Raw genomic sequence first — 23,962 nt, forward strand, 5'->3', positions numbered from 1 at the left:
CGTGTTGTTTGGCAATTTAATTTTATAGCTAAGAAATAAAATAATAAAACCAGCCCGATAAGACTGGTTTTATTATTTTGACTTGTTATTATACTGTTAAAAGCGTCCAGGCTTCTTCAATCCTGCTTTCCAGCAGTAATTTCTGAGCGTTTTTATGAACATTCTCATCTGCATGGAAATCACCTGCAGGCAGTATTTCTACATTGGCAAGCATTCCCAGGTCATTTCCTGTAAATATCCTGCTGTATTTAATGGAATCCGGCAGAAGATCAAATCCGATTCCTTTTGTGACCAATGGTTTCGGAACCTCAAAAAGGCTGTTCTCATTGCTTCTGGAATACCAGTTTCCTCCCAAACGGGCTACCATATCAAGCTTTTGCTGATCCAAGTTTCCAGCTTCATTCAGATATTCTTCCCTGATATGAATTTTCTGAACCTCACAGATCACAAGATTTCCTGCACCCCCCTGATCTCCAAGAGACTTTATTTCTAAAACTTTACATTCAAAGTTGACAGGGCATTCTTCAATCAGTTTGGGCTTTACCAGATCTGCGTCTTTCATGGTCAGGCCTGATTTGATAAATTCATTGACTCCGGTTTCGTATTCTGTAGAAGCTAAAGAAATCTGCTGTACAATTGGAAAATTCACCGTTCCAATTACTACTTCAGGAACTTCTAAAACATTTTCCAGGGTATGCTTAGTGGTATTGTCCCGTACTCTCCTCGATGGTGAAAAAATCAACACGGGTGGAACTGTACTGAACATATTAAAAAAGCTGAACGGAGATAGATTGATAATTCCGTTTTTATCTACTGTAGAGGCCAGAGCAATGGGACGCGGAGACACAGCGGTCTGCATGATCGTCTGGAGCTGTACAGGGGACAATTCGGAGGGTATTACTGTTTTCATTGTTTTCTCTTTAACACTTAAGTTAATTTAGTTTCTTGCTTCTGTTTCACAAGAGCACTTAAGTTTTTGAAAATCATAGATTTTCATTCTTTTGGTAGATCTTTAAAAGATTTGGCAGCAAAAAACTCACAGCCTTCATGATATAAGTTGGTAACATTAAAATTGACCAATATTGAACGAGGCACTTTTAAAAGATGCATATAATTCATTGTTTGAGCTTTATGAATCTGATGAATTTCAGAAACAGATTTTAATTCTAAAACAATTAAATTTTCAATTAGAAAATCACATTTTAACTTACAATCTATATACTGTCCTTTATAGATAAAAGGAATTTCAAGTTCACTTTGGTATTTTAACCCTAATAGATTAAATTCTTTTTCTAAACATTGGTGATACACTTCTTCATATAACCCTGGACCTGCCAATTTATGGACTTCTATACAAGCCCCAACAACCTTATAAGAAAGTTCGTTAATCAATTTTTGTGTAACCATAATAGATATTATGAAAATCAGAGATTTTCAAACTAAAGTGAACTTAAATATTCATTATCATTTAGCTCAACAGACTTAAGTGTTTATTTTAATATTAAACCGTTGGAATAATTTTACCGGAAACCTCACCAAAGCCAACTCTTACACCATCTTTTTCAGCCCAGGCTTTCATGGTAACCGTATCGTTATCTTCAATGAATTTTCTTTCCTGACCGTCTTTCAATTGTATAGGATTTTGCCCTCTCCAGGTCAGTTCCAGCATAGATCCGAAAGATTTTGGATCGCTTCCTGATATGGTTCCGCTGGCGTATAGATCTCCAACTTCCACATTACATCCGTTTACCGTATGATGTGCTAATTGCTGAGCCATATTCCAGTACATGAATTTATAATTACTTTCTGAAATCAAGTTTTCTTCGCCGTTTTCAGGTTGTAAATACACTTCAAGGTTGATATCATAATTTTTGTCACCTTCAAATTTTAAATAGTCTAAAACTTCAGGATCCTGCTTTGGAGAAGCTGTTCTGAAAGGTTCCAGCGCTTCAAGGGTAACTACCCACGGAGAAATAGATGAACCGAAGTTTTTACCAAGGAAAGGTCCCAGCGGAACATATTCCCATGCCTGGATATCTCTTGCTGACCAATCGTTGAATACGACCATTCCGAAGATGGCTTCTTCAGCATCCTTTGTAGAAATACTTTCACCCATTTCTGAGTTTCTGTTAAGAATGAAGGCCATTTCCAGTTCAAAATCAAGCTGCTTGCTTGGTCCGAAAACCGGTTTTTCAGCGTCAGCAGGTTTTGTCTGCCCTTTCGGACGGTTAATTTCTGTTCCTGAAACGACGATGGATGAAGCTCTTCCGTGATAACCTACCGGAAGATGTTTCCAGTTTGGAAGCAGGGCATTGGCAGGATCACGGAACATTTTTCCAACGTTGGTTGCATGTTCAATACTGCTGTAAAAATCGGTGTAATTCGGGATGTGCACAGGCATCATCATTTTTACTTTATCAAGATCGTAAAAGGCATCTGCAATGGTTTTTTCGTCCTTGGACAATATTGAACCTTCCTGTAGAAGTTCCTGAATTCTGGTACGTACTGCATTGGTTATAGGTTTTCCCAGTTCAATAAACTCATTGATGGTGTAGGCTTCAAAAATATTGTCGTCCAATCCTTCAATATTTTCAAAATATCCAAGATCATAAAGAGTGGCAAGATCAACGATCTGATCTCCGATCCTTGTACAGCATCCGATATATTCTTTATTAAAAACTGCTACTCCGAAAGGAATATTATGTATAGAAAAGTCTGAATCCGAAGAATATTCTACAAATGATTTCATAATTTTTTGGAATTAAATTAAAATGGTAAGATAACAAATCCATAAAGATCTCCTATCCTGATTCTGTGGGAATTATTTCTTTTTGGAATAAGAGGCTTCATCTATCCATCTGTCTTTGGTATTTACATCAATAAGATACAGGATATTATCCTGCCTGGTCAGCAGCAAAGTTTTGGTTACAGGCATCGGAACTTTCTTATTTTCAAGTTTATCTGCTCTTAGAGAAAGAATGTTCTTTTTCCTGATGATATCTCCTGTAAAAACGTTTGAACTGCTTTCACCGGTAGCTTTGTCATCAAAAACTTCTACATAGGTAGCTTCTTTTCCTTTGATAACAATAAAGTCTCTTTCCGTGTGATCCTCTGCATCTTTGATGAAGATGAACTTCTTATTGTCAATATTTACATTTTCAAGATGCTGATTGATGCCCTTTCTTTCTTCCAGACGGTTAAGAATTTCATTAAGGGTTCCATACTGAGCATTAAGCCCCAATGTTCCGAAAAATAAAATCCCGATAAAAAATTTTCTCATAATGTGTGTCTTTAAAAAAGTTTTGTCAAGACTCTTCATCCTGACAAAACTTAGTATTCTATATTTAAATTAAAGATTTCCTCTTCTTTCCTGCTCTCTTTCCAGTGCTTCGAACAACGCTTTGAAATTTCCGGCGCCAAAACTCTGTGCACCGTGTCTTTCAATGATCTCGAAGAACAGAGTAGGACGGTCTTCTACAGGCTTCGTAAAGATCTGAAGCAAGTATCCCTCTTCATCATGATCAATAAGGATGCCTAAGTCCTGTAATTTTTTAATATCTTCATCAATATGGCCAACTCTTTCAGGAACCATATCATAATAAGCCTCTGGTGGAGCTGAAAGAAACTCTACCCCACGTTTTTTTAATTCGGTTACGGTGTGGATGATATCCTTTGTCGCTACTGCGATATGCTGTACACCTTCTCCTTCATAGAAATCAAGATATTCTTCTACCTGAGATTTCTTTTTACCTTCTGCAGGCTCATTGATCGGGAATTTTGCAAATCCGTTTCCGTTGGACATTACCTTAGACATTAATGCAGAATACTCTGTATTGATCTGCTTATCATCAAAAGAAAGGATGTTTACAAAGCCCATTACTTTTTCGTACCATTCTACAGTAGGGATCATTCTGTTCCAGCCTACGTTTCCTACACAGTGGTCTACATATAATAAACCTGCTTCTTCAGGGTTATAGTTGCTTTCCCACTTTTCGTATCCTGGCATGAAAGCACCTTTATAGTTTTTTCTTTCGATAAACATGTGGATGGTTTCTCCGTATGTATAAATTCCGGACATTCTTACCTCACCGTTCTCATCCGTTACTGTTACAGGTTCCAAATATGGTTTTCCGCCTCTCTTGGTAGTTTCTTCGAACGCCTGGTAAGCGTCATCTACCCAAAGTGCCAAAACTTTTACTCCGTCGCCATGTTTTTTTACATGCTCGCTGACAGGGGAATCGGATTTAAGCCCTGTTGTTAATACCAGTCTTATTTTTCCTTGTTGAAGAACATAAGAAGCACGGTCTCTTACTCCTGTTTCAGGACCGGCATAGGCTACAGACTGAAACCCGAAAGCGGTTTTGTAATAATGGGCAGCCTGTTTAGCATTTCCTACATAAAACTCAATGTAATCTGTACCGTTGATCGGTAGAAAATTCTCAGCTTGAGCGATTTTTTCGGCAAACGTAAGTGTTGACATATTTCTATTTTTACTTTTATTTTTATGTATGCAAATTACAAAAATCTTAGAAATAGCAAAAGGATTGAAATGGATTCCTTGAATATAGTTAACATAATGTTAAAAAAGAGTTCATTTAAGTATATTTAAGTTTTCTTATAACGGAATTAGATGGCTATCTTTGAGATACAAAGAACAAGTGAAAAAAAAATATTTTCGAAACAGGAAAGCCGTAGAATCTTCTACGGCTTTCCTTATTTCTCGATTTCTACTTTTCTGTTGAGTCTTCCGGCGTCGGGATTATAGTTGTCCCAGATCTTCCAGACATTGCCTATTTTACGGATAAAATAGATCTGGGTATTAAGCTGGTTAACGAAATGTTCTTCACCGGTTTCTCCCACTTTGAACAAAAGGTTCCAGAACTCCTGAGTTTCCAGTATTTTCTTGTCAGGTTCATCAGTAACAAGGTGGATATCAAAAACTTCGTAGTTGGAACGGTTGTTTTTGGTGACCAGCTGAAATTCTCTTTCACACAATTCTCTGCTGAACTGTGAAGTTCTTTCTAAAAATGGTGAGCCGTCAAAAACCAGCTCTTTAAAAACTTCGGGTTTATGATCGGGAAAATTCTTATAAAATTCAAACGTGGTGGCACAGTAATCATATACTATTTTCGTAAGAAATTCCAGGCTGTCTGCCGGTTCTTCTTCCCGGTTGTTTAGCTTTAAGGACTGTATGTAATTATTTAAATCTTTATAGCCCAGGAAAATACAAATCTTGTCCAGAGTTTTTAAAAACCTGAGGTCATTATGGGTTTTGTCCTGATAGTCATTTTCGAAAAAGCGCTGGAGAGTAACATGTGATATTGTATTTCCTATTTCAAATTTTTTTCCGCCTTTCAGTTCTTCAGCGTCAGACAATTCATCTTTTATAATTTCAGAAAGAATAATATAATGGCTCCTTTTCCATTCACTCACATTCCCTAAAACAGAATTTCTTACTTTTGAATGCTTTTCAACTTCTTCTCTAATCGAATTATATATAGTTTTCAATTTCCTTTGGTTTTGAATGAGTTTATCAAAAACACTGCCAAATGTTAATGTTTTTTTAAGAGCCGTTTTGCTTTCGTTGATAATATATTGGCTTTACTTATGATAAATTATTCATGATAAAAAACAAAATATAGTATTCATTACTGCTTAAATCGTTCATAAGCAGCTCTTTCCAGCATTTCCCTGTCATCCGGATGTGCGATACTGATAAGTTCCTGAGCTCTCTGACGGAGATTTTTACCATATAAATAAGCTGTGCCGTATTCCGTGACTACATAGTGAATATGTCCTCTTGTTGTAACAACCCCGGCCCCTTGTTTGAGAAAAGGAACGATCCTTGAAACTCCTTTTTTGGTTCTTGAGGTAATGGCAATAATAGGTTTTCCGTCTTCACTCAAGGCTGCCCCTCTCATAAAGTCCATCTGGCCACCGATTCCGCTGTACTGCAATGTTCCGATGGAATCTGCACATACCTGTCCCGTGAGGTCAATTTCAATGGCAGAATTGATGGCAACCATTTTCTTGTTTCTCATAATATTGATCGGGAAGTTCACATCGCTAACGTCTTTGAATGCAAAAACAGTATTGTCATCCACATAATCGTAGAGTTTTCTTGTTCCGAAGCAAAAGCTTGTTATGGTTTTATTATCATTATAGCCTTTATACTTGTTATTGATCACATCATTTTTGATCAGGTCTATAACCCCGTCACTAAGCATTTCCGTATGAACGCCCAGGTCTTTGTGATTGGTTAAACATTTTAGTACGGCATCAGGAATCGTTCCGATACCCATTTGTAGTGTTGATTTGTCTTCAATAAGTTCAGCCACATTCTTTCCGACAAGCATTTCCTCCGGACCTACTTTTGAACCGTAATCTACGGTTGGAAGCTCTTCTTCATGCCATACCAGCTTATGGATTCTGCTGATGTGAATCATTCCGTCTCCGTGCGTTCTTGGCATTAAGGGATTCACAATGGCAACAATAAGTTTAGCAGTATCAACAGCTGCTCTTGCAACATCCACAGAGGTTCCTAAGGTACAGAAACCATGTCTGTCAGGTGGTGAAACAGTTACCAGAGCAACATCCAGAGGCAGAATGTTTTTTCTGAACAGAATGGGGATCTCGCTTAAGAAAACGGGAACGAAATCTCCCCGCTCCGAGTTTACAGCATCCCGTACCGGGGTTGATACAAATAATGAATTAACAAAAAAGCTTTTTTTGTATTCGGGCTTTGCAATTTCTACGTTTCCCTGTTGGGTAATGGAAACCATTTCTACATTTTCCAGTCGGTGAGACTGTCTTGCCAGCTCGTCAATAAGATAATTTGGAGTACAGGCGCTTCCGTGGAAAAATACGCGGTTTCCGCTTTTTACAGTATATATGGCTTCTTCTGCACTAATATAATTGTACATAATGAAATTTTTTATGTGTGATTTTTATTCCTGAGAACGGTCTTCCATAGTTTTATCAGATTCTTCCAACCATGAGGTTTTATAGGAAGGATCTTCCACCTTTAAAGCCTCTTCCGTAATTTTCAACGGACGGAAAGGGTCTACCATTACCGCATATTCTTCAGTGAACTTTTTGCCGATACTTCTTTCCATAGCTCCCGGATGAGGCCCGTGTACAATTCCTCCGGGATGTAGGGTAAAGTCCATCAGGTCGATATGATTACGGCTCATAAAATCCCCTTCTGTATAGAATAAAACCTCATCAGAATCAATGTTCGAGTGGTTATAAGGAGCCGGAATAGCCAGTGGGTGATAGTCATACATTCTGGCGCAGAACGAGCAGACTACAAAATTATGGCCTTCAAAATTCTGGTGTACGGGAGGTGGCTGGTGAATCCTTCCTGTGATCGGCTCAAAGTTTTTAATATTGAATTTATAAGGATAAAAATATCCGTCCCATCCTACAACATCAAACGGATGCGTTGCATAGATGAAGTCCGTGATCTGGTTTTCTTTTTTTACTTTAATTAAAAATTCTCCTTTTTCATCTTTAGGTTCTTTGAAAACCGGCGCAATCATATCTCTTTCGCAGAAAGGAGAATGTTCCAATAGCTGCCCGAATTCATTTCTGTAACGTTTCGGAGTGTAAATAGGAGAGTGGCTTTCAAGCACAAAAAATACGGTGTCTTCTGATTTCAGCTCCACCTGATAGATAGTTCCTCTCGGAATAATAAGATAATCTCCGGTAACAAATTCCAGATCTCCAACAAATGTTTTCAGGATGCCAGTTCCCTGATGAACATATAAAAGCTCGTCACATTCTGCATTTTTATAGAAATAATCCATGGATTTTCTGGGTTTTGCCAATCCCATTTTCAGGTCATTGTTCATCAGAAGGATCTTCCTGCTGTCCATAAAATCATCTTCCGGTGTTACATTCATTCCTTTGAACATTCTCGGAGCAACGTTTTTTTCCACCGCGATTTTTGGAGTTACATCTTTTGCCGGCCCAATTGATTTGATCTGCGTAGGGCGGTGTGTATGGTAGAGCAATGAGGAAATTCCGTGAAAACCTTCCGTTCCGAAAAGCTGTTCATAGTAAAATTTATCTTCCGGCGATTTGAAAATCGTATGTCTTTTTGGTGGGATATTACCCGCTTGATGATATCTCATTTTACTTTTTATATCTTGTTTCTCAAATTTAATCATTTTTCGTGAATTCATTCCAACAACATTTGTCATGGTGTTTTGTAATTCAAAAATAATTGTTAGATTTGTCTAACAATTTTAATTTCATGAAACGAATACTATTTTCTGTTACTCTTTTATCTTCTTTTTGTTTTTCTCAGGAGACAGACAGTCTTACTGTACAGCAAACCATAAAAAATGACTCTGCACTAATTGCTAAGGGAAAAATGAAGACAAGCAGTATTGAAGATGTTGTGATTACCGGAACTATAAAGCCTTTCAGCAGATCAAAAAGTCCTGTGGCCGTAGAGGTTTACAGCCAGAAGTTTTTTCAGAAAAATCCCACTCCGAGTATTTTTGAGGCCATCGCAATGGTGAATGGGGTAAAACCACAGCTCAACTGTTCAGTCTGTAATACAGGCGATATCCATATCAATGGCCTGGAAGGGCCCTATACAATGATCCTGATCGATGGAATGCCTATTGTGAGCTCACTTTCAACAGTATACGGCTTAAGCGGAATTCCCAACAGCCTGGTGGACAGAATTGAAGTGGTAAAAGGTCCCGCTTCTTCTATTTACGGCTCTGAGGCAATGGGTGGAGTAATCAACATTATCACCAAAAATGCATTGACCGCTCCTAAATTAAGTGTAGATCTGATGACGAGCACCTGGAGTGAAAATAATCTTGATGTTTCAACAAAATTTAATATTGGGAAAAACGCTGCGTCTTTACTGAGTTTCAATTATTTCAGCTTTCAAGAAAAGATAGATCAGAACAAAGACAATTTTACGGATGCAGCATTGCAGAGCCGAATTTCTGTTTTTAATAAATGGAATTTTAAAAGAAAGGAAAACCGTCAGGCAAGTTTTGCACTGAGATATTTATATGAAGACCGTTTCGGAGGTGAAATGCAGTGGAACAGATCTTACCGTGGAAGCGGGGATGTATACGGAGAAAGTATTTATACCAACAGAGCGGAAGTGTTTGGCTTGTATCAATGGCCTTTAAAAGAATATATCGTTACCCAGTTTTCTTATAATTATCATGATCAGAACTCTTTTTATGGGAGTAATCCCTATGATGCGCTTCAAAAAGTGGCTTTTGCACAGACCTATTGGAGCAAAAAGCTCGGGCAGCACGATCTGACAGGAGGAATTACTTTTAAAAGGACATTTTACGATGATAACACACCCGGCACCTTATCCGGAGACGGAGTCACCAATGCACCGATGAAATCGCCAATCTGGGGAGCCTTTGTACAGGACCAGTGGGAAATTAATGAGAAGCATACTTTGCTGGTCGGCTACCGTTTTGACTATGATAAAATTCACCATGAAGTACATTCACCAAGGTTGGCATGGAAATTTTCCCCTAATCCCTATCATACACTGAGATTCAACTTTGGAACTGGCTTCCGGGTGGTCAATCTCTTCACAGAAGATCATGCTGCACTGACCGGTTCCCGTGAGGTAGTGATCAAATCTGATCTGAAGCCTGAGAGATCTGTCAACGGGAATCTAAATTATATCTGGAAAATTCCGGTGGGAAGCCGTATGCTTCAGCTGGATGCCTCAGCATTTTATACCTATTTCAGCAATAAGATCGTAGGAGATTTTAATACCGATCCGGATAAAATTATCTATGACAATCTTCAAGGATATGGAATTTCCAGAGGAGCTTCCATGAATGTGGACTTCAGCTTCAGTTTTCCTTTAAGTATCAATTTAGGAGTGACTTATCTTGATGTGTATCAGAAGTTTGATGGAGAAAAAGAAAAATCACAGCAGCTGCATGCGCCGAAATGGAGTGGAACTTATAACCTTTCCTATAAGTTTGCGAATGACCTGACTGTAGATTTTACAGGACAATTCTACGGACCGATGAGACTTCCTGTGCTACCGGATGATTACCGGCCTGAATATTCACCTTTTTATTCTCTGGCCAATATCCAGGTTTCAAAAAGTTTCAGATCCGGCTTTGAGGTATACTGCGGGGTGAAAAACCTGTTCAATTTTACACCGAAAGATCCCTTAATGAGACCGTTTGACCCTTTTGATAAAAATGTAAACGATCCGGTAAATAACCCGAACCATTATACTTTTGATACTGCTTATGGCTATGCACCGATGCAGAAGATCAGAGGGTTTCTGGGAATAAAATATACTTTGAAATGAAAACTTTTATTTTATTTTTAATGTTAGTGCCCTGTTTTTATCTGTGTCAGATGAAGACAGGCACTTTTTCTGAACTTGAAACATGGATGAAAAAAGATCCGAAACCAATTATTATCCATTTGTATACAGACTGGTGTTCGGTCTGCAAAATGGAAAAGCATAGGTTGAATAAAGACAGGGAAACTGTGGACCTGATCAATGAAAATTTTTATCTGGTCAATTTTGAGGCTGAAAAAACGAAAGAAAAGATACAGTTTCAGGGAAAAGAATTTGGATATCTGCCGAATGGAAGCTCTGGAATTCATGAACTGGCTTTGGCCTTGTCTAAAAATAAGGATAAGCCTGTTTATCCTTTGTGGATTGTTCTGGATAAAGACCGGAAGTTAGTATATTATCATGAAGGGATAATGACACCTGAAATGATGAAGCAGAAATTATTGGAAATTTCTGCTTTGTAGGTGTTTTTTCTCTCGCAGATTTTTCTTGTTGTGAAAAATTTGTATTATGAAAAATCCTTTAAATCTTTAAATCCTTCAATCTTTAAATTAAATCCTCGGCATCAATAAGTACTGCCAGCTGAATACACGGTTCGTCAGAACGGTTGCTCCATGCATGATTGGTTCCTCTCTGAATAACAATATCTCCTGGCTTGAGAAGCGTTTCACCTTCGTCCATGATCAGGTAAAGTTCCCCCGAAAGAATAATAATATAATCTAAAGTCTGTGTCCGGTGCATCATAGGATGAGGTTCCCCGGCTTTGAATTCCACACCGAGATCTTTGTCCGGTGGAATGACAACATATCGGAAGTATGTGCCGTTTTTAGGGGTTTGTGGAAATCCTGTATTGGGAATTCTGGTTTCAAAATCCAGTCCGGCCGGCATTTTCTGCGTATTCCAGATATCTGAAATAATCAGGCCTGGAAGATGTTCCACGGCATTTTCTGTCTGCTGATCTTCAATAATGACAGATTTCCCGTTTTTTATGCCTGTGACAACACGTCTAGGTATTGTATTCATATCTTAATGTTTCATGATTAATTTGTGACCCTGAGTTTCATTGTTTTTAAGAATAGAATGGGCTTTTAAAACCGTATCCAGAGAAAGATCTCCTATTATTTTATAATTTGGCGGGCTGATCGTTCCGTTTTCGATAAGTTTTGAAATGTTCTCTAGACCTCCTTTATAATATTGATAATCTTTGTTCATACTGTAGGAATAATTGGAAATATTCATAATCAGAATTCCTTTATTGAAGAGGATTTCATGGGCATCTTTAGAAACCAGTGCAGTGACATCTGTATACGTACCGTTAATTTTCAAAACCTCTGCCGTGATTTCAGACATATAATTTCCAACAAGATCAATTCCGAAGTCGAAAAGATCACCGTTATTGGCCTTTAAAAGCTTTGTTGCAAGATCTTCCTCTTTATAACTGATGATCTGATCACTTTTTAAACCCAATCCAAGAAGAATCTGTCTGTTTTCTTCACTTCCAACTGTAGCGGTAACCTTTTGGAACTGATGAGCCATTAAAAATTTAATAACAAAAGAACCAACTCCACCTGTTGCTCCCGTAACGAGAACAGAGTCATTGTGGTTCAGTTGTAAACGGTTAAAATTTGTAATGCTGTAAGTCCCGCAGAGGGAATACCGGCAGCCTGCTCAAAAGAAATATTTTTGGGCTTAAATGCTGCAATGGCTTCCGGAACAGCAATATATTCGGTATAGGTACCGCTGCTTCCCATGGAGCCACTTCCACAATACACTTCGTCTCCGATATTGAACTGATGGGCATCCGCTCCTTTTTCGACAACAATTCCTGATAGCTCACGGCCTAAAATGGGTGATTTGAGAAGTCTCCGCTCCAGTTCGTTTTCAATCATCTGATAATCGATAGGATTGAAACCGCTGGCCTTGATCCGAATCAGAATTTCGTGATCCTTTAGTATTGGCTTTTCTATTACAGCATCTTCAAGCTGGAAATTTTTATTTAATGTAATAGCTTTCATAAAAATAATTTGATAAACAAATGTAGAAAGAGAATAGTTTATATTTGCTACCAGTTAACTATTGGTAACCAGTTACCTTAATGAAACTATTATGGCAAAAATCATAGAAAACGGGATAGAAAGAGAAGCGAGCTGTACAGAAGAACTATTCGCTATGCGCGACAGTCTCGATGTTTTGGGTGGGAAATGGAAACTGATGATTCTACGCTACCTGACCAACAGAACCGATCAGCAGATTCATTTCAAAAAGCTGCAGCGCGGAATAGATGGAATCTCGGCTAAAATGCTCAGCAAAGAACTGAAAGAACTGGAAATCAATCTTCTGATCACAAGAACCATTCAGGATACAAAACCGATCACGGTGGTGTATGCCGTCACAGAATACGGAAAATCAGTTTTACCGGTAACCGAAACTCTGGTGAATTGGGGAATCCTCCATAGAGAGAAGATCAAAGAGTCGATGAGTTAGTTCTATTTAAAAATTGAATAATTTAAAGATTTAAAAATTTTCCGCAGTATAGATATTTCACAAAAAGAAAAATTTGTGTCAATTTAGTGGAAAAATAACCTGTCATTGCGAACCTTTAGGTGAAGCAATCTCAAAAAGCGATTATTTCCTGAGATTGCTTCGTCTCTTCTGAACTACATTTGCAGACCTACAGTCTGTTCATAATAACAAATTACTTTAAAAGAACAGCAATAATAGCCAGTATCGCTGGCAATGCCTGTACGAAAAATATCTTTTTTGTCGCAGAAATAGCCCCATAAATTCCAGCTACAGCCACGCATCCCAAAAAGAATAATGCTATATTATCCTGCCATTTCGGATCTTCAATTAAAAATGACCAGATGAGCCCTGCAGCAAGAAAACCATTATAAAGTCCCTGGTTAGCGGCCAGACCTTTGGTAGGTTTGAACATTTCTGCCGGCAGTGCAGCTTTGAATACTTCCTTTCCTTTGGTTTCCCAGGCGAACATTTCCATCCACAGGATATAAATATGTTCCAGTGCAACGATGGCGATCAGAATTTTAGCGACGAGTTCCATGATTTAATGTTTTTTGACATTGTAAAACTAAAAAAATAAAGTTAAGTTTGGTTACTCAATTGTAAAGATGGATACTTTCAAAGCACATTTAAATAAATTTATTACGGTCACTGATGAAGAATATGCTTCCATACTTTCTTTTTTTAAGGAGATAGAAGTGAAAAAAAAGCAGAGTCTAATGCTTCAGGGTGAAATTTGCAGATCAATGTATTTTGTGTCTGTCGGATGCCTGAGAAAGTTTTTTGTGAACGAAAAAGGAACGGAACAGACGACTGAATTTGCGATAGAAAACTGGTGGATTACAGATACTTTTGCCTATGAAAGACAGATGAAATCAGATTTCTGTATTCAGGCAGTGGAGCGTTCTTCCATTATTGCTATTGATCTTCATCAGCAGGAGCTTCTTTTAGAAAAACATCCGGTTATGGAACGGTATTTCAGAATGGTTTACCAAAGGGCTTATGCGGCTTCAGAAAGACGGATCCGTTACCTGTATGAGATGTCCCGGGAAGAGCTGTATGTGCATTTCAGCACCCTGTACCCCTGGTTTATTCAAAGGATACCACAATATCTGATTGCTTCTTTCCTGAATCTTACCCCGGAATATCTGAGCGAAATCAGAGCAAAATTACGTTCTTAAACCAGTTTAAGATTTTTACGGATAATAAGTCGGAGATTTGTCATGTTATTAAAAGTCAATATTATGACAGACAAAAATGTTTATTTTCCACAGTTGTTTCTAAGACTTGCCATTTCTGCGACCATGCTTTCTGCAGTAGCGGACAGGTTGGGTTTCTGGGGCAAAGATTCTGCGTGGGGAACCTGGGAAAACTTTGAAATCTACACCAGGAAACTTACTTTTTTTCTTCCGGAAGATTTAAGCGTATTTTCTGCTTATGCCGCGACTTTTTTGGAAATACTTTTTCCACTGATGTTGCTTTTAGGCTGGAAAACCAGGATCGCAGCTTACGGGGCGGGTTTTCTGCTGTTGTTCTTTGCCTTGTCTATGACCATGGCATCAGGAGTTAAAGCTCCTCTGGATTACTCTGTATGGGTAGGAAGCGCCGGAGCCTTTTTACTGGCTGTTCAGCCGAAATATTTCTTTAGTATAGATCATTTAACCAACAAATTATAATATTATGAGCGCAAGATTAAATATTGCCAACGTAGATTCAGCCGCGTATAAAGCGATGCTTGGACTGGAAGGATACCTTCAGACTATTTCTTTAAACCACATTGAAAAGGAATTAATCAAGATCAGAGCTTCACAGATCAATAAATGTGCTTTCTGTCTTGATATGCACACAAAAGATGCCCTTAAGTACGGTGAAACCACTCAAAGAATTTTCATCCTTAACGGCTGGAGAGAAGCGAAAGATTTTTTCACAGAAGAAGAGCAGGTACTTTTGGCTATGACAGAAGAAATTACTCTGATCAGTGATAGAGGGCTTACAGAAGAAACCTTCCAGAAAGCAAAACAGTATTTTGATGATGCAAAAATTGCACAGATCATTATGGCTATTGTAACCATCAATGCATGGAACAGAATTGCAGTAAGCACGCATCTGGAAGTGCCAAAATAGTTTTCTCTTTATTAACACAGCTAAAGCTCTCATTTTGAGAGCTTTTTTATTTTTTTGATAGTTTTCGTATTGGGCGGGCCATTATTGGAGGTAAAATACAGTCTCGAATTTTTCATCATAAAATTATTTTCACAAAAAATAATTCATACTATCGTTAATTTTCTAATATTTATTCTTATGCTATTTGTAACATTTTTGATGTTTTACTACTAACTGTGCACATCAATAAAAAAATAATATGAAAAAAACAACTACATTTATTAAGGCTTTAGCCTTCACATTATCTGTTGGTATTGCTCCGCTCGTTCTGGTAAATGCGCAAGAGAAAAAAACAGAATTGTCCCTACAAGATTTACCCAAGATTTCTACATCTTCAGCAATGGGGAATTTTTATGCAGATTTTAACGGGCAAAATGTTTCAACAGAGTTTTTCATGACGAATTTTAAGAAATGGCTGGGAACGGACAGTAACCATACTTTTGAATCCGTAAGTGTTACAACGGATGAATTGGGAATAAAGCACTCCGTTTTTCAACATTTCTATAAAAATGTGAAAGTAGCTGATGAATTGATCCTTGTACATGAAAAAGATGGGAAAATAACTTATGTAAACGGAGAACTGACTGCAAATATTAACCTGACTATTCAGCCACCGCTTGCGAAAGCTGAAGTGGAAAATATTGTAAATGCCGATATGAAAGCACCAAATGTTACCTTTGATGAATTTGATCAGGTAATTACAAAAGTGTATTCCGGCAGAGGTGTGGATTTACACCTAGTATCGCAAATTAATGCTTTATCATTAAAAACTTTACAGGGATACATGTACTATGTAGATAATGCAACAAAGAAAGTTGTTAAGAAACTGGAGAGGATTCATAATCATAATATACAACCGTCCATTAACAATATTTCTCCTTTAAATAAAGTGCCTCCTACAGGCAATACATCTTTTACCAGTCCACTGGCAGACACTCCTTCTACAAGTGCAACTTTTTATAAAGGAAATCAGGCAGTTACTGTAGATTCTTATGACGGTTCTTATCGTTTAAAAGATAATGCGAGAAATATTCATACACTGGACGGAACCGGATGGGACGGTAATGGAAGCGCGGCTGTAGGTTTAACTGGAAATATTACAGAATATACCAACAGTACAGCCAATTATACGGCTACAGCTACTAAGCCTGCAGTAGATGTTCATTGGGGTATGGAGAAAGCAAAAGATTATTATATCACCAGACATAATAGAAACAGTTATGACGGCAACGGCTCTATCATCCGAAATTATTATAACATAAATTTTGGAACGGCAGCAGCACAAAATGGTGCCAATGCAGCAGCAATAGATACTCAGGGAATTGTAGCAATGGTTTATGGTAGCGGAATATTTTCTCAGACAGATCCTAACAACCCGGCAAACAATATTACAAATTCTACAGCCTATTTTAATCCATTTGTAGGAATTGATGTAGCCGGACATGAATATTCTCACCTTATGGTAAGCAGAACGGCTAATTTAGCATACCAGGCAGAATCAGGTGCATTGAATGAATCTTTTGCAGATATGTTTGGTGCTGCCATAGAATTTTATTCGGGGATTAGCCCTAACTGGAATATAGGTGAAGGAATTCCTAAACCTGCTTTAGGATTTACATTTCTTAGAAGTATGTCAAACCCTAACTCTGGTCCTGCAGCTTTGAATTCTCAACAGCCGGATACCTATACAGGAACCTATTGGACTGTTCCGACGCCTCCATATAATCAGGCTAATGACCATGGAGGTGTACATAGAAACAGTGGTGTAGGGAATTACTGGTTTTACTTATTGTCTGTGGGCGGTTCGGGAACCAATGATAAGGGAACTGCATTTAATGTTACCGGGATCACGATCCAAAAAGCAGAAAAAATTGCATTCAGAACTTTGACTACCTATCTGACGGCAAACAGTGGTTATATCAACGCTTACGATCAGTCAAAGCAGGCTGCTATTGATCTTTATGGCGCAGGTTCCAATGAATTGCAGCAGGTAGAAAATGCCTGGTGTGCAGTAGGATTAGGTAATTGCGCTTCGTTATTGGGAGTAAATGAGAATGTAAAATCTGACAGTCAGAATAGTATTAAAGTGTACCCTAATCCGGCTGTTAACGGGCAGTTTACCATTGAATCCAATCTAAAAGGAAATGCAGACTATGAAATATATGACCTTTCAGGGAAATTGATTAAGTCAGCTGAAAAGCTGGAAAAAGGGATCAACAAAGTGAATGGCAGTGGAATACAGTCAGGTGTTTATCTGATAAAAATAAATGCAGACGGAAACAGTATCTCGAAAAAAATTGTCATTAAATAATGCAAATGATATAAATAAAATCCGGCAGAAAATACTTTCTGCCGGATTTTTTATTTAAGACTTAGCTAAATTTGCTTATTGATTAAGCTCCTTTAAAATTGCTTCACCTACACTTTTTGCTGACTGAGGGTTTTGTCCTGTGATCACTCTCTGGTCAGTTACCACATGGTTCTGCCAAAGTCCTGATTTTTCAAATTTTGCCCCTCGTTCTTTCAGTTTATCTTCCAGAAGGAAAGGAACCACATTCTTTAATTTCACTTCAGCTTCCTCCTCGTTAGTAAAAGCATTGATCTTTTTGCCGTCCACTAAATACTTTCCGTTATTCAGTTTGATATTGACAAGACCGGCCGGGCCGTGGCAAACTCCCGCTACAACGCCTCCATTCTCATAAATTTTTGACGCAATGCCAGCCAATTCCGTGTTATCTGCAAAATCCCACATGGCACCATGGCCTCCTGCATAGAAGACAGCGCCGTACTTGTTTGGATCTACCTGGGAAGGCTGTAAAGAATGGTCGATCTTATTTTTGTATTCCGTATTTTCCCAGAATTCCTTGTTTACAGGATCCTTTAAATCGAATCCGTCTACCGGAGGAGTCCCGCCTTTAGGGCTTACAATATCGATTTCATATCCTGCTTTATGAAGGACTTCCCATGGATGGGAAACTTCACCTAGATAATATCCGGTATCTTCACCCGTACTTCCTTTTTTGTCATGGCTGGTTACGACAAATAAAATTTTCTTTTTCATATGTTTAGATTTTTGATGTTGTGCCTGAATAGATCCTATGGTAAACAGGGCTAAAAATAGAATTGCTAATTTTTTCATATTAAAGGATATGAGTAGTATAAATTTGTGGGTTTTCCTGTAATTTTCCGTCAACGATAGCTCCGAAAGCCTGGATGTAAGGCTGCTGGTTATGCTCTGCAAGGCCTTCTTCACTTGCCCAGATTTCATAAAAGATGAACTGGTTTTTGTCTTCAATTCCCTGATGCAGACTGTAGAGTTCGCACGCTTCTTCTTTTCTGGTTTCTTTTACCATATTCTGAAGAACTTCCAACACTTCTTGCTGATGTTCCTCTTTAGATTTTATAACTGCTGTAAGATAGATTTTCATATTTAAATAAATTCTTCAATGGATTGATATTGAGGACTCCAACCGAGTTCTGCTTTTGCCTTGTCAGAATTACATACACTGTTGGATGCAAACCCAAAGTATCCGCCCGCAGGGCCAAATGTATTGACTGCTTCCTGTACGCTGACGGACTGTGCAGGCTGCAAATCATACTGTCGGCTTATATTTTTTGCCAGATTCTTAAGGGTTGAAGATCCGTTTTCGGCATAATAAAGAGAGCCTGCTTTTGCTTTTTCCAGTGCGAGTACATACAGATCCGCTAAATCTTCAATATGAAGATTCGACCATATATTTTCACCTTTTCCAAAATAAGCTCCAAATCCTTTTTCCTTGGAGAAATTAATTAAAGCCGGAAGCTGGATGCTGTCTTTTTTCAGGCCCAGCCCATCACCATAAACCATCGTAGGAACAATGACAATGCTTCTGATATTTTTTTTGGCAGACTCAAGAACATAATTATTGATCAGTACCCTGGAAGCCATTTCCAGCCTCGGGCTCAGAGGAATATCCTCTGTGTACACAAAATCATTTTTTTCTCCATTCTCCTTTCCTCCAAAAATAGCGGAACCTGAAGTGAAAATAAAGGTTTTGCCGCTTCCTTCCAATGCATTGATGAAACTGTCTGCTGCATAAGCATCATCTGCAGAGTCTGCAGTATGGATAATGACATCAGCATTGGAAATGGCAGAATTCAAAACAGCTTCATCATGTATATTTCCTATGATGGAACCAATTCCTAATTGTTTCAGTTTTTCTGCTGCATCTGCATTGCGAACCAGTCCTGTTACACTGTAGTTCCTTTCTAATAGCTTCCGGGCAACGGTACCCCCGATATAACCGGTAATTCCTGTTATCAGTATTTTTTTCATTAGACTAACTGAGGTTTAAGTTCTTTTTCGAAAACATTTTCAAGATGCTCTCTGTAAAGTTTCATATCACGCTCTATATTGGCATTTTTTTCTACATCATGGAAGTGGAAGCTTTCCATTTTTTCTAAAGAAACAAAAGCATTCATTCTATGGAATCCAAATAACGGTCCATTATCTACACTGGTTTCATTGAAGAATTCTCCGGGAAGTGTAAAGGCTGTTTCCGGAGCATTCCAGCTTGTGGTTACCATATATTTTCTTCCGCCCAGCATTCCTCCTGTACCATAATTGATTTCCGGAGCTTCGGCTTTTCTTCCGTCACTCATATAAATTCCTTTGGCATGACCGGCTGTAAAAACTTCGTCGATATACTTTTTAAAACCGTTAGGAAGCTGGAACCACCAGATAGGAGTGTGGTAGATGATAAAATCTGCCCAAACAAATTTCTTTACCTCTTCATCATTATCAAAGCCATCTGAAATCTGAGTAGTTTTGACCTCTACATTTTCAAATTTTTTAAGTACCTCTAAGGTATTTTCTGCAATAGTGTTATTATATTTTCCTCCGGAATGTCCGAAATTTTGTCCTCCGTTAATGATCAATACTTTTTTCATTTTATGATTGTTTAAATTGTATGATGCAAAGTTAGTCTGCTGTATTGTATAATAAAAATAGTATAACTTATAACTATCTATTAGAATAATAATAGTTGAACTGTACATTTATGGTTAAATGTCATATCGTTGTTAGCCATGATATCAAACCATCTCAAGTAAATTTGTTATTGAAATAGTGAAAATGATACAGATTGCAATTTTTAGTGACGTGCACGGAAATTTTCCTGCGCTGGAAGCAGTGCTTGCAGATATAGTGAAAAGAGGAATTCAGCAGAAGTTCTGCCTTGGAGATCTGGTGGATTTTGCTCCGTGGGGAAATGAAGTGGTCGAAAAGATCAGAAGCCTGAACATTCCTTGTCTCATGGGAAATCATGACGAAAGAATTGCTTTTGATATTCCTGTTGTTCCTCTGCCTAAACATTCAGAAGAAGAAACCGAAGCAAGATTCATAGCAATTGATCATTCAAAAAAGAACATTACAGAAAGGAACAGGCAATTTTTATCAGAACTTCCTTTTCATTTAAAATTAAACTTTAAAGTAGGGAAGAAGCATTGGGATATCCAGCTGCTACATGCAGGTTTGGTGAGTAATGATACCTACCTTTATGAATCCGAAGGTGATGAGGTTTTCATCCGTATGCTGGAAGAATCCCATTCTGATATCGTTGTGATGGGACATACCCATTTATCATTTAAAAAATATTTCAAAACTAAAGGATGGGCTGTGAACTGTGGCTCTGTAGGCCGTTCCAAGGAAAAAAACCGCCTGGCGTCTTATCTCATTCTGACACTGGATGAGAAACAGATTAGTCCGGAGATCATTCAGATAGATTATCCAATTGAAGAAACTGTCTGTGGCATTGAGGAAAGTGGGATTCCGGACTATTATGCTGCTTTTTTGAAAAATGAGAAAACATCAGTATTATAATTATTTTGTAGTTTTGTATCAGAATATTTATAATTAAAGTTATGGTCAACTTAGAATGGTATCGCACTTTTAAAGCGATATACAAAACCGGAACGCTGACGGGCGCTGCAGACTCTCTGTTTATTTCTCAGCCGGGTGTAAGCCTGCATTTAAGCTCGCTTGAAGCGTATGTAGGCTATAAGTTATTTGACAGAACCGGCAGAAAAATGATACCTACCGAAAGAGGAAAAGTTTTATTCAATGCTGTTTCTGAACCAATTTCCAAGCTCGAAGATGTAGAAAAAAACTTTCAGAAATCTACAGAAAAATTAACTCCTACGATCAGCGTAGGAATGTGTTTTGAAACGTTTCAGACTACTCTGGAGCAGTATGTTTCTACTTTGCCTTTCAATCTGATCATCAGCTTCGGAGAATATCCCGAAATGCTGGACCAGCTGGATAAAGGGATTCTGGACCTGATTATTACACCCAAAAAAGGAGTTTCACCTAATATTGAACATGAGGCATTTTCTTCTGAACAGATCATTCTTGTAGGCGGAAAAGATATAGATACGGAAAGTTTCCGTAAGACTCTTAAAACAAAAGGCATCGAACATGCCGAAGAATGGCTGAAACAGGAAAAATGGTACGGAACGACCGGTGATATGGAGCATCTTTTTCAGTTCTGGATCATGAATTTCGGACATAAACCCAACTTCCGCCCCAATTATATTGTTCCAAATTTAAACTCGATTATCCGCTGTCTGAAAGGCGGAACCGGACTCGCTGTTATTCCTAATTTCCTCTGCAAAAATGAAATAGAGAACGGTGAAGTGAAACTGATCTGGGAAGGCGAAAAAAAACTGGAAAACACCCTGTATTTCGGGTGCCGGAAAAAAACAAATTACCAGTCAGAGATCGAGCATATTAAAGGTTTATTCAGAAAGGTCATGGGAAAGAACAACCATGTCGCGCATCTGTAATCCGTTTTCATAAATAGGGAATGGGTAATTGTCTGTAAAAAAGTTTTTACGTATTCCCTTCTTTACAAAACCGTTCTTTTTGTAAAACCTGATCTGCTGAAAACCTGTATCTGAAGTCCCTACAGTTAAAATTGTAAAGCTATTTTCTTTAGCTATTTTTTTCGCCTTATCTATAAGAATACTGCCGATTCCCCGGCTTCTGCAGCTTTCAATCACCGCGATATTCTTGATCTCCAATTCTGTACTGCCATTTGGGTACAGTGCCATCACAGCAATATTTTCAAGTCCTTCATTTAAAAGGTAGACGGCACAATTGAAAATATATTGGTTGATGGCTTCAACGGTTTCATCAGCAAGCAGCAATAATTCATACGGAATATCCGTTCCCGGTTCTATTTTATTAAAAACAAAATTTTCCATTACAGGCTCATATGAATAAGTGGATAATCTTTTCCTGAACCATCCTTCTCCGATCTTCCAACCCTTCTGAAGCCCATTTTTTCATAAAAGCCAATAGCCTGTGGATTCTGTTCGTTGACATCCACTTTGGTCAGTCCAGTGGTCTCCTTCATAAATTCGTAAAGTTTTTTGCCATATCCTTTTCCCCGCATAGCATCATGAATAAAAAGCATTTCCAGATTACCCTCAACTACAGAGGCGAAACCGGCTGCTGATTCTTTTTCCGAGATCAAATAAACTTCCATATTCGGAAGGTAATCTCTTGGAATAGCTTCTTTAAAATAGTTAAAATCTTCGTCAGTAAGGAAATCATGGGTTGCTTTTACAGCAGATTCCCAGATCTCCATAATTCTTGGATAATCTTCGGCTTTAGCCAGCCTGATTTGATGGGACATTGTTAGGTGTTTACTGCAAAAATAGGGAAAATTAGAGATTAGATTTTAGAAGTTAGAAGTTAGAAATTAGAGAGAGTTATGACAGAGAAATAATAAAGGTGTAGCTTAAGGATAGTGGTCATAAACAGTAAAAATGGTAAGCAGGATTTTCAAATTTTTATTGCAAATTTGTTAGGCTTTACATTAATATTAAAAATTAAATTAAAGAATTATGCAAAAGAAAACATATGCAGGGCAGCCTGTAGTGACCTTAAATAACGGAGTGGATATACCGGCTTTAGGCTTTGGAGTATGGCAGATGGAAAATCTTGACGAATGTGAAAAAGCAGTGGTAAAAGCCATTCACACAGGATACAGAATGATTGATACGGCAGCTATTTATCAGAATGAAACAGCAGTTGGGCAGGCGGTAAAAGACAGTGGTGTAAGCAGAGACGAGTTGTTTATCACTTCAAAAGTATGGGTGCAGGATCATGGGTATGAAAAAGCAAAAAAGGCGTTCCAAAGAACACTGGACAGGCTGCAGATGGATTATCTGGACATGTACCTGATTCACTGGCCATATGGAGATTTCTTAGGCACCTGGAAAGCTTTGGAGGAATTGTATGCAGAAGGAAAGATTAAGGCTATCGGAGTATGCAATTTTACTGTAGAGAAATTAGAAGAATTAAAAGCCAATTCAACGGTTCATCCGGTGATCAACCAGATTGAACTTCACCCGGTTTTTCAGCAAAAGGAGCTTCAGGTGTATGACAGAGAAAACAATATCATAACACAGCCGTGGAGTCCTCTAGGAAATGGAAATGCAGATCTTTTAAACAACTCTCAGCTGAAAGCGGTGGCTGAAAAATATGGCAAAACAGTTGCTCAGGTGATTCTGAGATGGCACCTTCAGGAGGGCTTTGTTGTCATTCCGAAATCTGTAACGCCTTCAAGAATTGAAGAAAATTTCAATGTTTTTGATTTTGAACTGACTGAAGAGGAGATGAATATTGTCCGTTCTTTAGATACGGGCAAAAGACTGTTCTTCGATCCTAAAGATCCTGAATGGGAAGAAAAGATGCTGAAGTCCGTAGTGGATATTTAATATAATATTTCACTGTTATTTCTCCCACAGATCAAACGGACACAGATTTACTTCTGGGAATCAGTTTAATCTGCGGGAGATTTTATTTGAAAAAGCAGTAAATGAACTGCGTAAGGAAAAATAAATGAATCATCTGTAGATGTTTGTGAGCAATATCACGCTTCGTAAACTTAGCATATCATCAGATTTTTGTAA

At 38.1% G+C, this 23,962-nt stretch carries 28 protein-coding genes; 10 read left to right on the forward strand and 18 right to left on the reverse strand.

The features are described 5' to 3' along the window. Positions 1 to 88: 88 nt before the first annotated feature. From J4Q03_RS17230 to J4Q03_RS17265, 8 genes are all read right to left on the reverse strand, one after another. Positions 89 to 910: a flavin reductase family protein gene (locus J4Q03_RS17230; RefSeq protein ID WP_426049356.1), complete on the reverse strand. Its 822-nt coding sequence runs from the start codon at positions 908 to 910 to the stop codon at positions 89 to 91. A gap of 83 nt (positions 911 to 993) precedes the next feature. Further along, the gene (locus tag J4Q03_RS17235) at positions 994 to 1,407 is read right to left on the reverse strand and encodes a GxxExxY protein (RefSeq protein ID WP_426049357.1); all 414 of its coding nucleotides are present in this window, start codon (positions 1,405 to 1,407) and stop codon (positions 994 to 996) included. Positions 1,408 to 1,501: 94 nt separating this feature from the next. Next, positions 1,502 to 2,749, reverse strand: coding sequence for a fumarylacetoacetase (fahA, locus tag J4Q03_RS17240; RefSeq protein ID WP_426049358.1), 1,248 nt, complete (start codon positions 2,747 to 2,749; stop codon positions 1,502 to 1,504). Between the two features lie 72 nt (positions 2,750 to 2,821). Continuing rightward, the gene (locus J4Q03_RS17245; protein ID WP_426049359.1) at positions 2,822 to 3,280 is read right to left on the reverse strand and encodes a hypothetical protein; all 459 of its coding nucleotides are present in this window, start codon (positions 3,278 to 3,280) and stop codon (positions 2,822 to 2,824) included. 69 nt (positions 3,281 to 3,349) lie between these two features. Then, complete coding sequence (hppD, locus tag J4Q03_RS17250; protein ID WP_426049360.1) at positions 3,350 to 4,480, reverse strand: 4-hydroxyphenylpyruvate dioxygenase; 1,131 nt, start codon at positions 4,478 to 4,480, stop codon at positions 3,350 to 3,352. A 233-nt stretch (positions 4,481 to 4,713) separates the two neighbouring features. Next, positions 4,714 to 5,508 (reverse strand): hypothetical protein, encoded by a 795-nt coding sequence (locus tag J4Q03_RS17255; protein ID WP_426049361.1) that lies wholly within the window; start codon positions 5,506 to 5,508, stop codon positions 4,714 to 4,716. A 140-nt stretch (positions 5,509 to 5,648) separates the two neighbouring features. After that, positions 5,649 to 6,923 (reverse strand): acetyl-CoA hydrolase/transferase family protein, encoded by a 1,275-nt coding sequence (locus J4Q03_RS17260; RefSeq protein WP_426049362.1) that lies wholly within the window; start codon positions 6,921 to 6,923, stop codon positions 5,649 to 5,651. Between the two features lie 24 nt (positions 6,924 to 6,947). Continuing rightward, positions 6,948 to 8,135, reverse strand: coding sequence for a homogentisate 1,2-dioxygenase (locus tag J4Q03_RS17265; RefSeq protein ID WP_426049363.1), 1,188 nt, complete (start codon positions 8,133 to 8,135; stop codon positions 6,948 to 6,950). Between the two features lie 122 nt (positions 8,136 to 8,257). Here J4Q03_RS17265 and J4Q03_RS17270 point away from each other — a divergent pair, with 122 nt between their 5' ends. Further along, entirely contained in the window at positions 8,258 to 10,327 is a 2,070-nt protein-coding gene (locus tag J4Q03_RS17270; protein ID WP_426049364.1) for a TonB-dependent receptor plug domain-containing protein, read from the forward strand. Between the two features lie 50 nt (positions 10,328 to 10,377). Next, a complete protein-coding gene (locus tag J4Q03_RS17275; protein ID WP_426049365.1) occupies positions 10,378 to 10,785 on the forward strand; it encodes a thioredoxin family protein in 408 nt (135 codons plus the stop codon). Between the two features lie 82 nt (positions 10,786 to 10,867). Here the strand turns inward: J4Q03_RS17275 and J4Q03_RS17280 are convergent, their stop codons facing one another. From J4Q03_RS17280 to J4Q03_RS17290, 3 genes are all read right to left on the reverse strand, one after another. Beyond that, entirely contained in the window at positions 10,868 to 11,344 is a 477-nt protein-coding gene (locus J4Q03_RS17280) for a cupin domain-containing protein (protein WP_426049366.1), read from the reverse strand. Positions 11,345 to 11,347: 3 nt separating this feature from the next. Further along, positions 11,348 to 11,857, reverse strand: coding sequence for a zinc-binding dehydrogenase (locus J4Q03_RS17285; RefSeq protein WP_426049367.1), 510 nt, complete (start codon positions 11,855 to 11,857; stop codon positions 11,348 to 11,350). A gap of 68 nt (positions 11,858 to 11,925) precedes the next feature. Then, entirely contained in the window at positions 11,926 to 12,336 is a 411-nt protein-coding gene (locus J4Q03_RS17290; RefSeq protein WP_426049368.1) for an alcohol dehydrogenase catalytic domain-containing protein, read from the reverse strand. 91 nt (positions 12,337 to 12,427) lie between these two features. Here J4Q03_RS17290 and J4Q03_RS17295 point away from each other — a divergent pair, with 91 nt between their 5' ends. Continuing rightward, positions 12,428 to 12,805 carry a winged helix-turn-helix transcriptional regulator gene (locus tag J4Q03_RS17295; RefSeq protein ID WP_426049369.1) on the forward strand — a complete coding sequence of 126 codons (378 nt, stop codon included), beginning with the start codon at positions 12,428 to 12,430 and terminating at the stop codon, positions 12,803 to 12,805. 211 nt (positions 12,806 to 13,016) lie between these two features. Here J4Q03_RS17295 and J4Q03_RS17300 read toward each other — a convergent pair whose 3' ends face one another. Continuing rightward, on the reverse strand, positions 13,017 to 13,382 hold the full coding sequence (locus tag J4Q03_RS17300) for a DUF1304 domain-containing protein (RefSeq protein ID WP_426049370.1): 366 nt from the start codon (positions 13,380 to 13,382) through the stop codon (positions 13,017 to 13,019). Between the two features lie 67 nt (positions 13,383 to 13,449). Here J4Q03_RS17300 and J4Q03_RS17305 point away from each other — a divergent pair, with 67 nt between their 5' ends. The 4 genes from J4Q03_RS17305 to J4Q03_RS17320 all read left to right on the forward strand — a co-directional run bounded on the left by J4Q03_RS17305 (position 13,450) and on the right by J4Q03_RS17320 (position 17,315). Beyond that, complete coding sequence (locus J4Q03_RS17305) at positions 13,450 to 14,022, forward strand: Crp/Fnr family transcriptional regulator (RefSeq protein ID WP_426049371.1); 573 nt, start codon at positions 13,450 to 13,452, stop codon at positions 14,020 to 14,022. Positions 14,023 to 14,085: 63 nt separating this feature from the next. Then, positions 14,086 to 14,517, forward strand: coding sequence for a DoxX family membrane protein (locus J4Q03_RS17310; RefSeq protein ID WP_426049372.1), 432 nt, complete (start codon positions 14,086 to 14,088; stop codon positions 14,515 to 14,517). A 4-nt stretch (positions 14,518 to 14,521) separates the two neighbouring features. After that, positions 14,522 to 14,965, forward strand: a complete 444-nt coding sequence (locus tag J4Q03_RS17315; RefSeq protein ID WP_426049373.1) for a carboxymuconolactone decarboxylase family protein — start codon at positions 14,522 to 14,524, stop codon at positions 14,963 to 14,965. Between the two features lie 238 nt (positions 14,966 to 15,203). Continuing rightward, complete coding sequence (locus J4Q03_RS17320; protein ID WP_426049374.1) at positions 15,204 to 17,315, forward strand: M4 family metallopeptidase; 2,112 nt, start codon at positions 15,204 to 15,206, stop codon at positions 17,313 to 17,315. Between the two features lie 75 nt (positions 17,316 to 17,390). On the opposite strand, the gene J4Q03_RS17325 is transcribed toward J4Q03_RS17320, so the two are convergent. The 4 genes from J4Q03_RS17325 to J4Q03_RS17340 are packed head-to-tail and all read right to left on the reverse strand — an operon-like array spanning position 17,391 to position 19,933. Continuing rightward, complete coding sequence (locus tag J4Q03_RS17325; protein WP_426049375.1) at positions 17,391 to 18,143, reverse strand: type 1 glutamine amidotransferase domain-containing protein; 753 nt, start codon at positions 18,141 to 18,143, stop codon at positions 17,391 to 17,393. A gap of 1 nt (position 18,144) precedes the next feature. Next, positions 18,145 to 18,432 carry a putative quinol monooxygenase gene (locus J4Q03_RS17330; protein WP_426049376.1) on the reverse strand — a complete coding sequence of 96 codons (288 nt, stop codon included), beginning with the start codon at positions 18,430 to 18,432 and terminating at the stop codon, positions 18,145 to 18,147. A gap of 2 nt (positions 18,433 to 18,434) precedes the next feature. Next, complete coding sequence (locus J4Q03_RS17335) at positions 18,435 to 19,319, reverse strand: NAD-dependent epimerase/dehydratase family protein (protein WP_426049377.1); 885 nt, start codon at positions 19,317 to 19,319, stop codon at positions 18,435 to 18,437. Further along, positions 19,319 to 19,933 carry an NAD(P)H-dependent oxidoreductase gene (locus tag J4Q03_RS17340; RefSeq protein ID WP_426049378.1) on the reverse strand — a complete coding sequence of 205 codons (615 nt, stop codon included), beginning with the start codon at positions 19,931 to 19,933 and terminating at the stop codon, positions 19,319 to 19,321. Before J4Q03_RS17340 ends, J4Q03_RS17335 begins: the two co-directional genes overlap by 1 nt. A 184-nt stretch (positions 19,934 to 20,117) precedes the next feature. On the opposite strand from J4Q03_RS17340, the gene J4Q03_RS17345 reads away from it, so the two are divergent. Both J4Q03_RS17345 and J4Q03_RS17350 read left to right on the forward strand, forming a co-directional pair. Continuing rightward, on the forward strand, positions 20,118 to 20,864 hold the full coding sequence (locus tag J4Q03_RS17345; RefSeq protein WP_426049379.1) for a metallophosphoesterase family protein: 747 nt from the start codon (positions 20,118 to 20,120) through the stop codon (positions 20,862 to 20,864). Positions 20,865 to 20,905: 41 nt separating this feature from the next. Then, positions 20,906 to 21,826, forward strand: a complete 921-nt coding sequence (locus J4Q03_RS17350; protein WP_426049380.1) for a LysR family transcriptional regulator — start codon at positions 20,906 to 20,908, stop codon at positions 21,824 to 21,826. On the opposite strand, the gene J4Q03_RS17355 is transcribed toward J4Q03_RS17350, so the two are convergent. Beyond that, a complete protein-coding gene (locus J4Q03_RS17355) occupies positions 21,779 to 22,246 on the reverse strand; it encodes a GNAT family N-acetyltransferase (protein WP_426049381.1) in 468 nt (155 codons plus the stop codon). The genes J4Q03_RS17350 and J4Q03_RS17355 overlap by 48 nt on opposite strands. After that, on the reverse strand, positions 22,246 to 22,680 hold the full coding sequence (locus J4Q03_RS17360) for a GNAT family N-acetyltransferase (protein WP_426049382.1): 435 nt from the start codon (positions 22,678 to 22,680) through the stop codon (positions 22,246 to 22,248). The genes J4Q03_RS17355 and J4Q03_RS17360 overlap by 1 nt, the downstream gene beginning before the upstream one ends. 211 nt (positions 22,681 to 22,891) lie before the next feature. Between J4Q03_RS17360 and J4Q03_RS17365 the strand changes: the two genes are divergently transcribed. Next, on the forward strand, positions 22,892 to 23,767 hold the full coding sequence (locus J4Q03_RS17365) for an aldo/keto reductase (RefSeq protein ID WP_426049383.1): 876 nt from the start codon (positions 22,892 to 22,894) through the stop codon (positions 23,765 to 23,767). Positions 23,768 to 23,962: the final 195 nt, after the last annotated feature.

Source organism: Chryseobacterium sp. NFX27, from assembly GCF_049887855.1.
GTDB lineage: Bacteria > Bacteroidota > Bacteroidia > Flavobacteriales > Weeksellaceae > Chryseobacterium.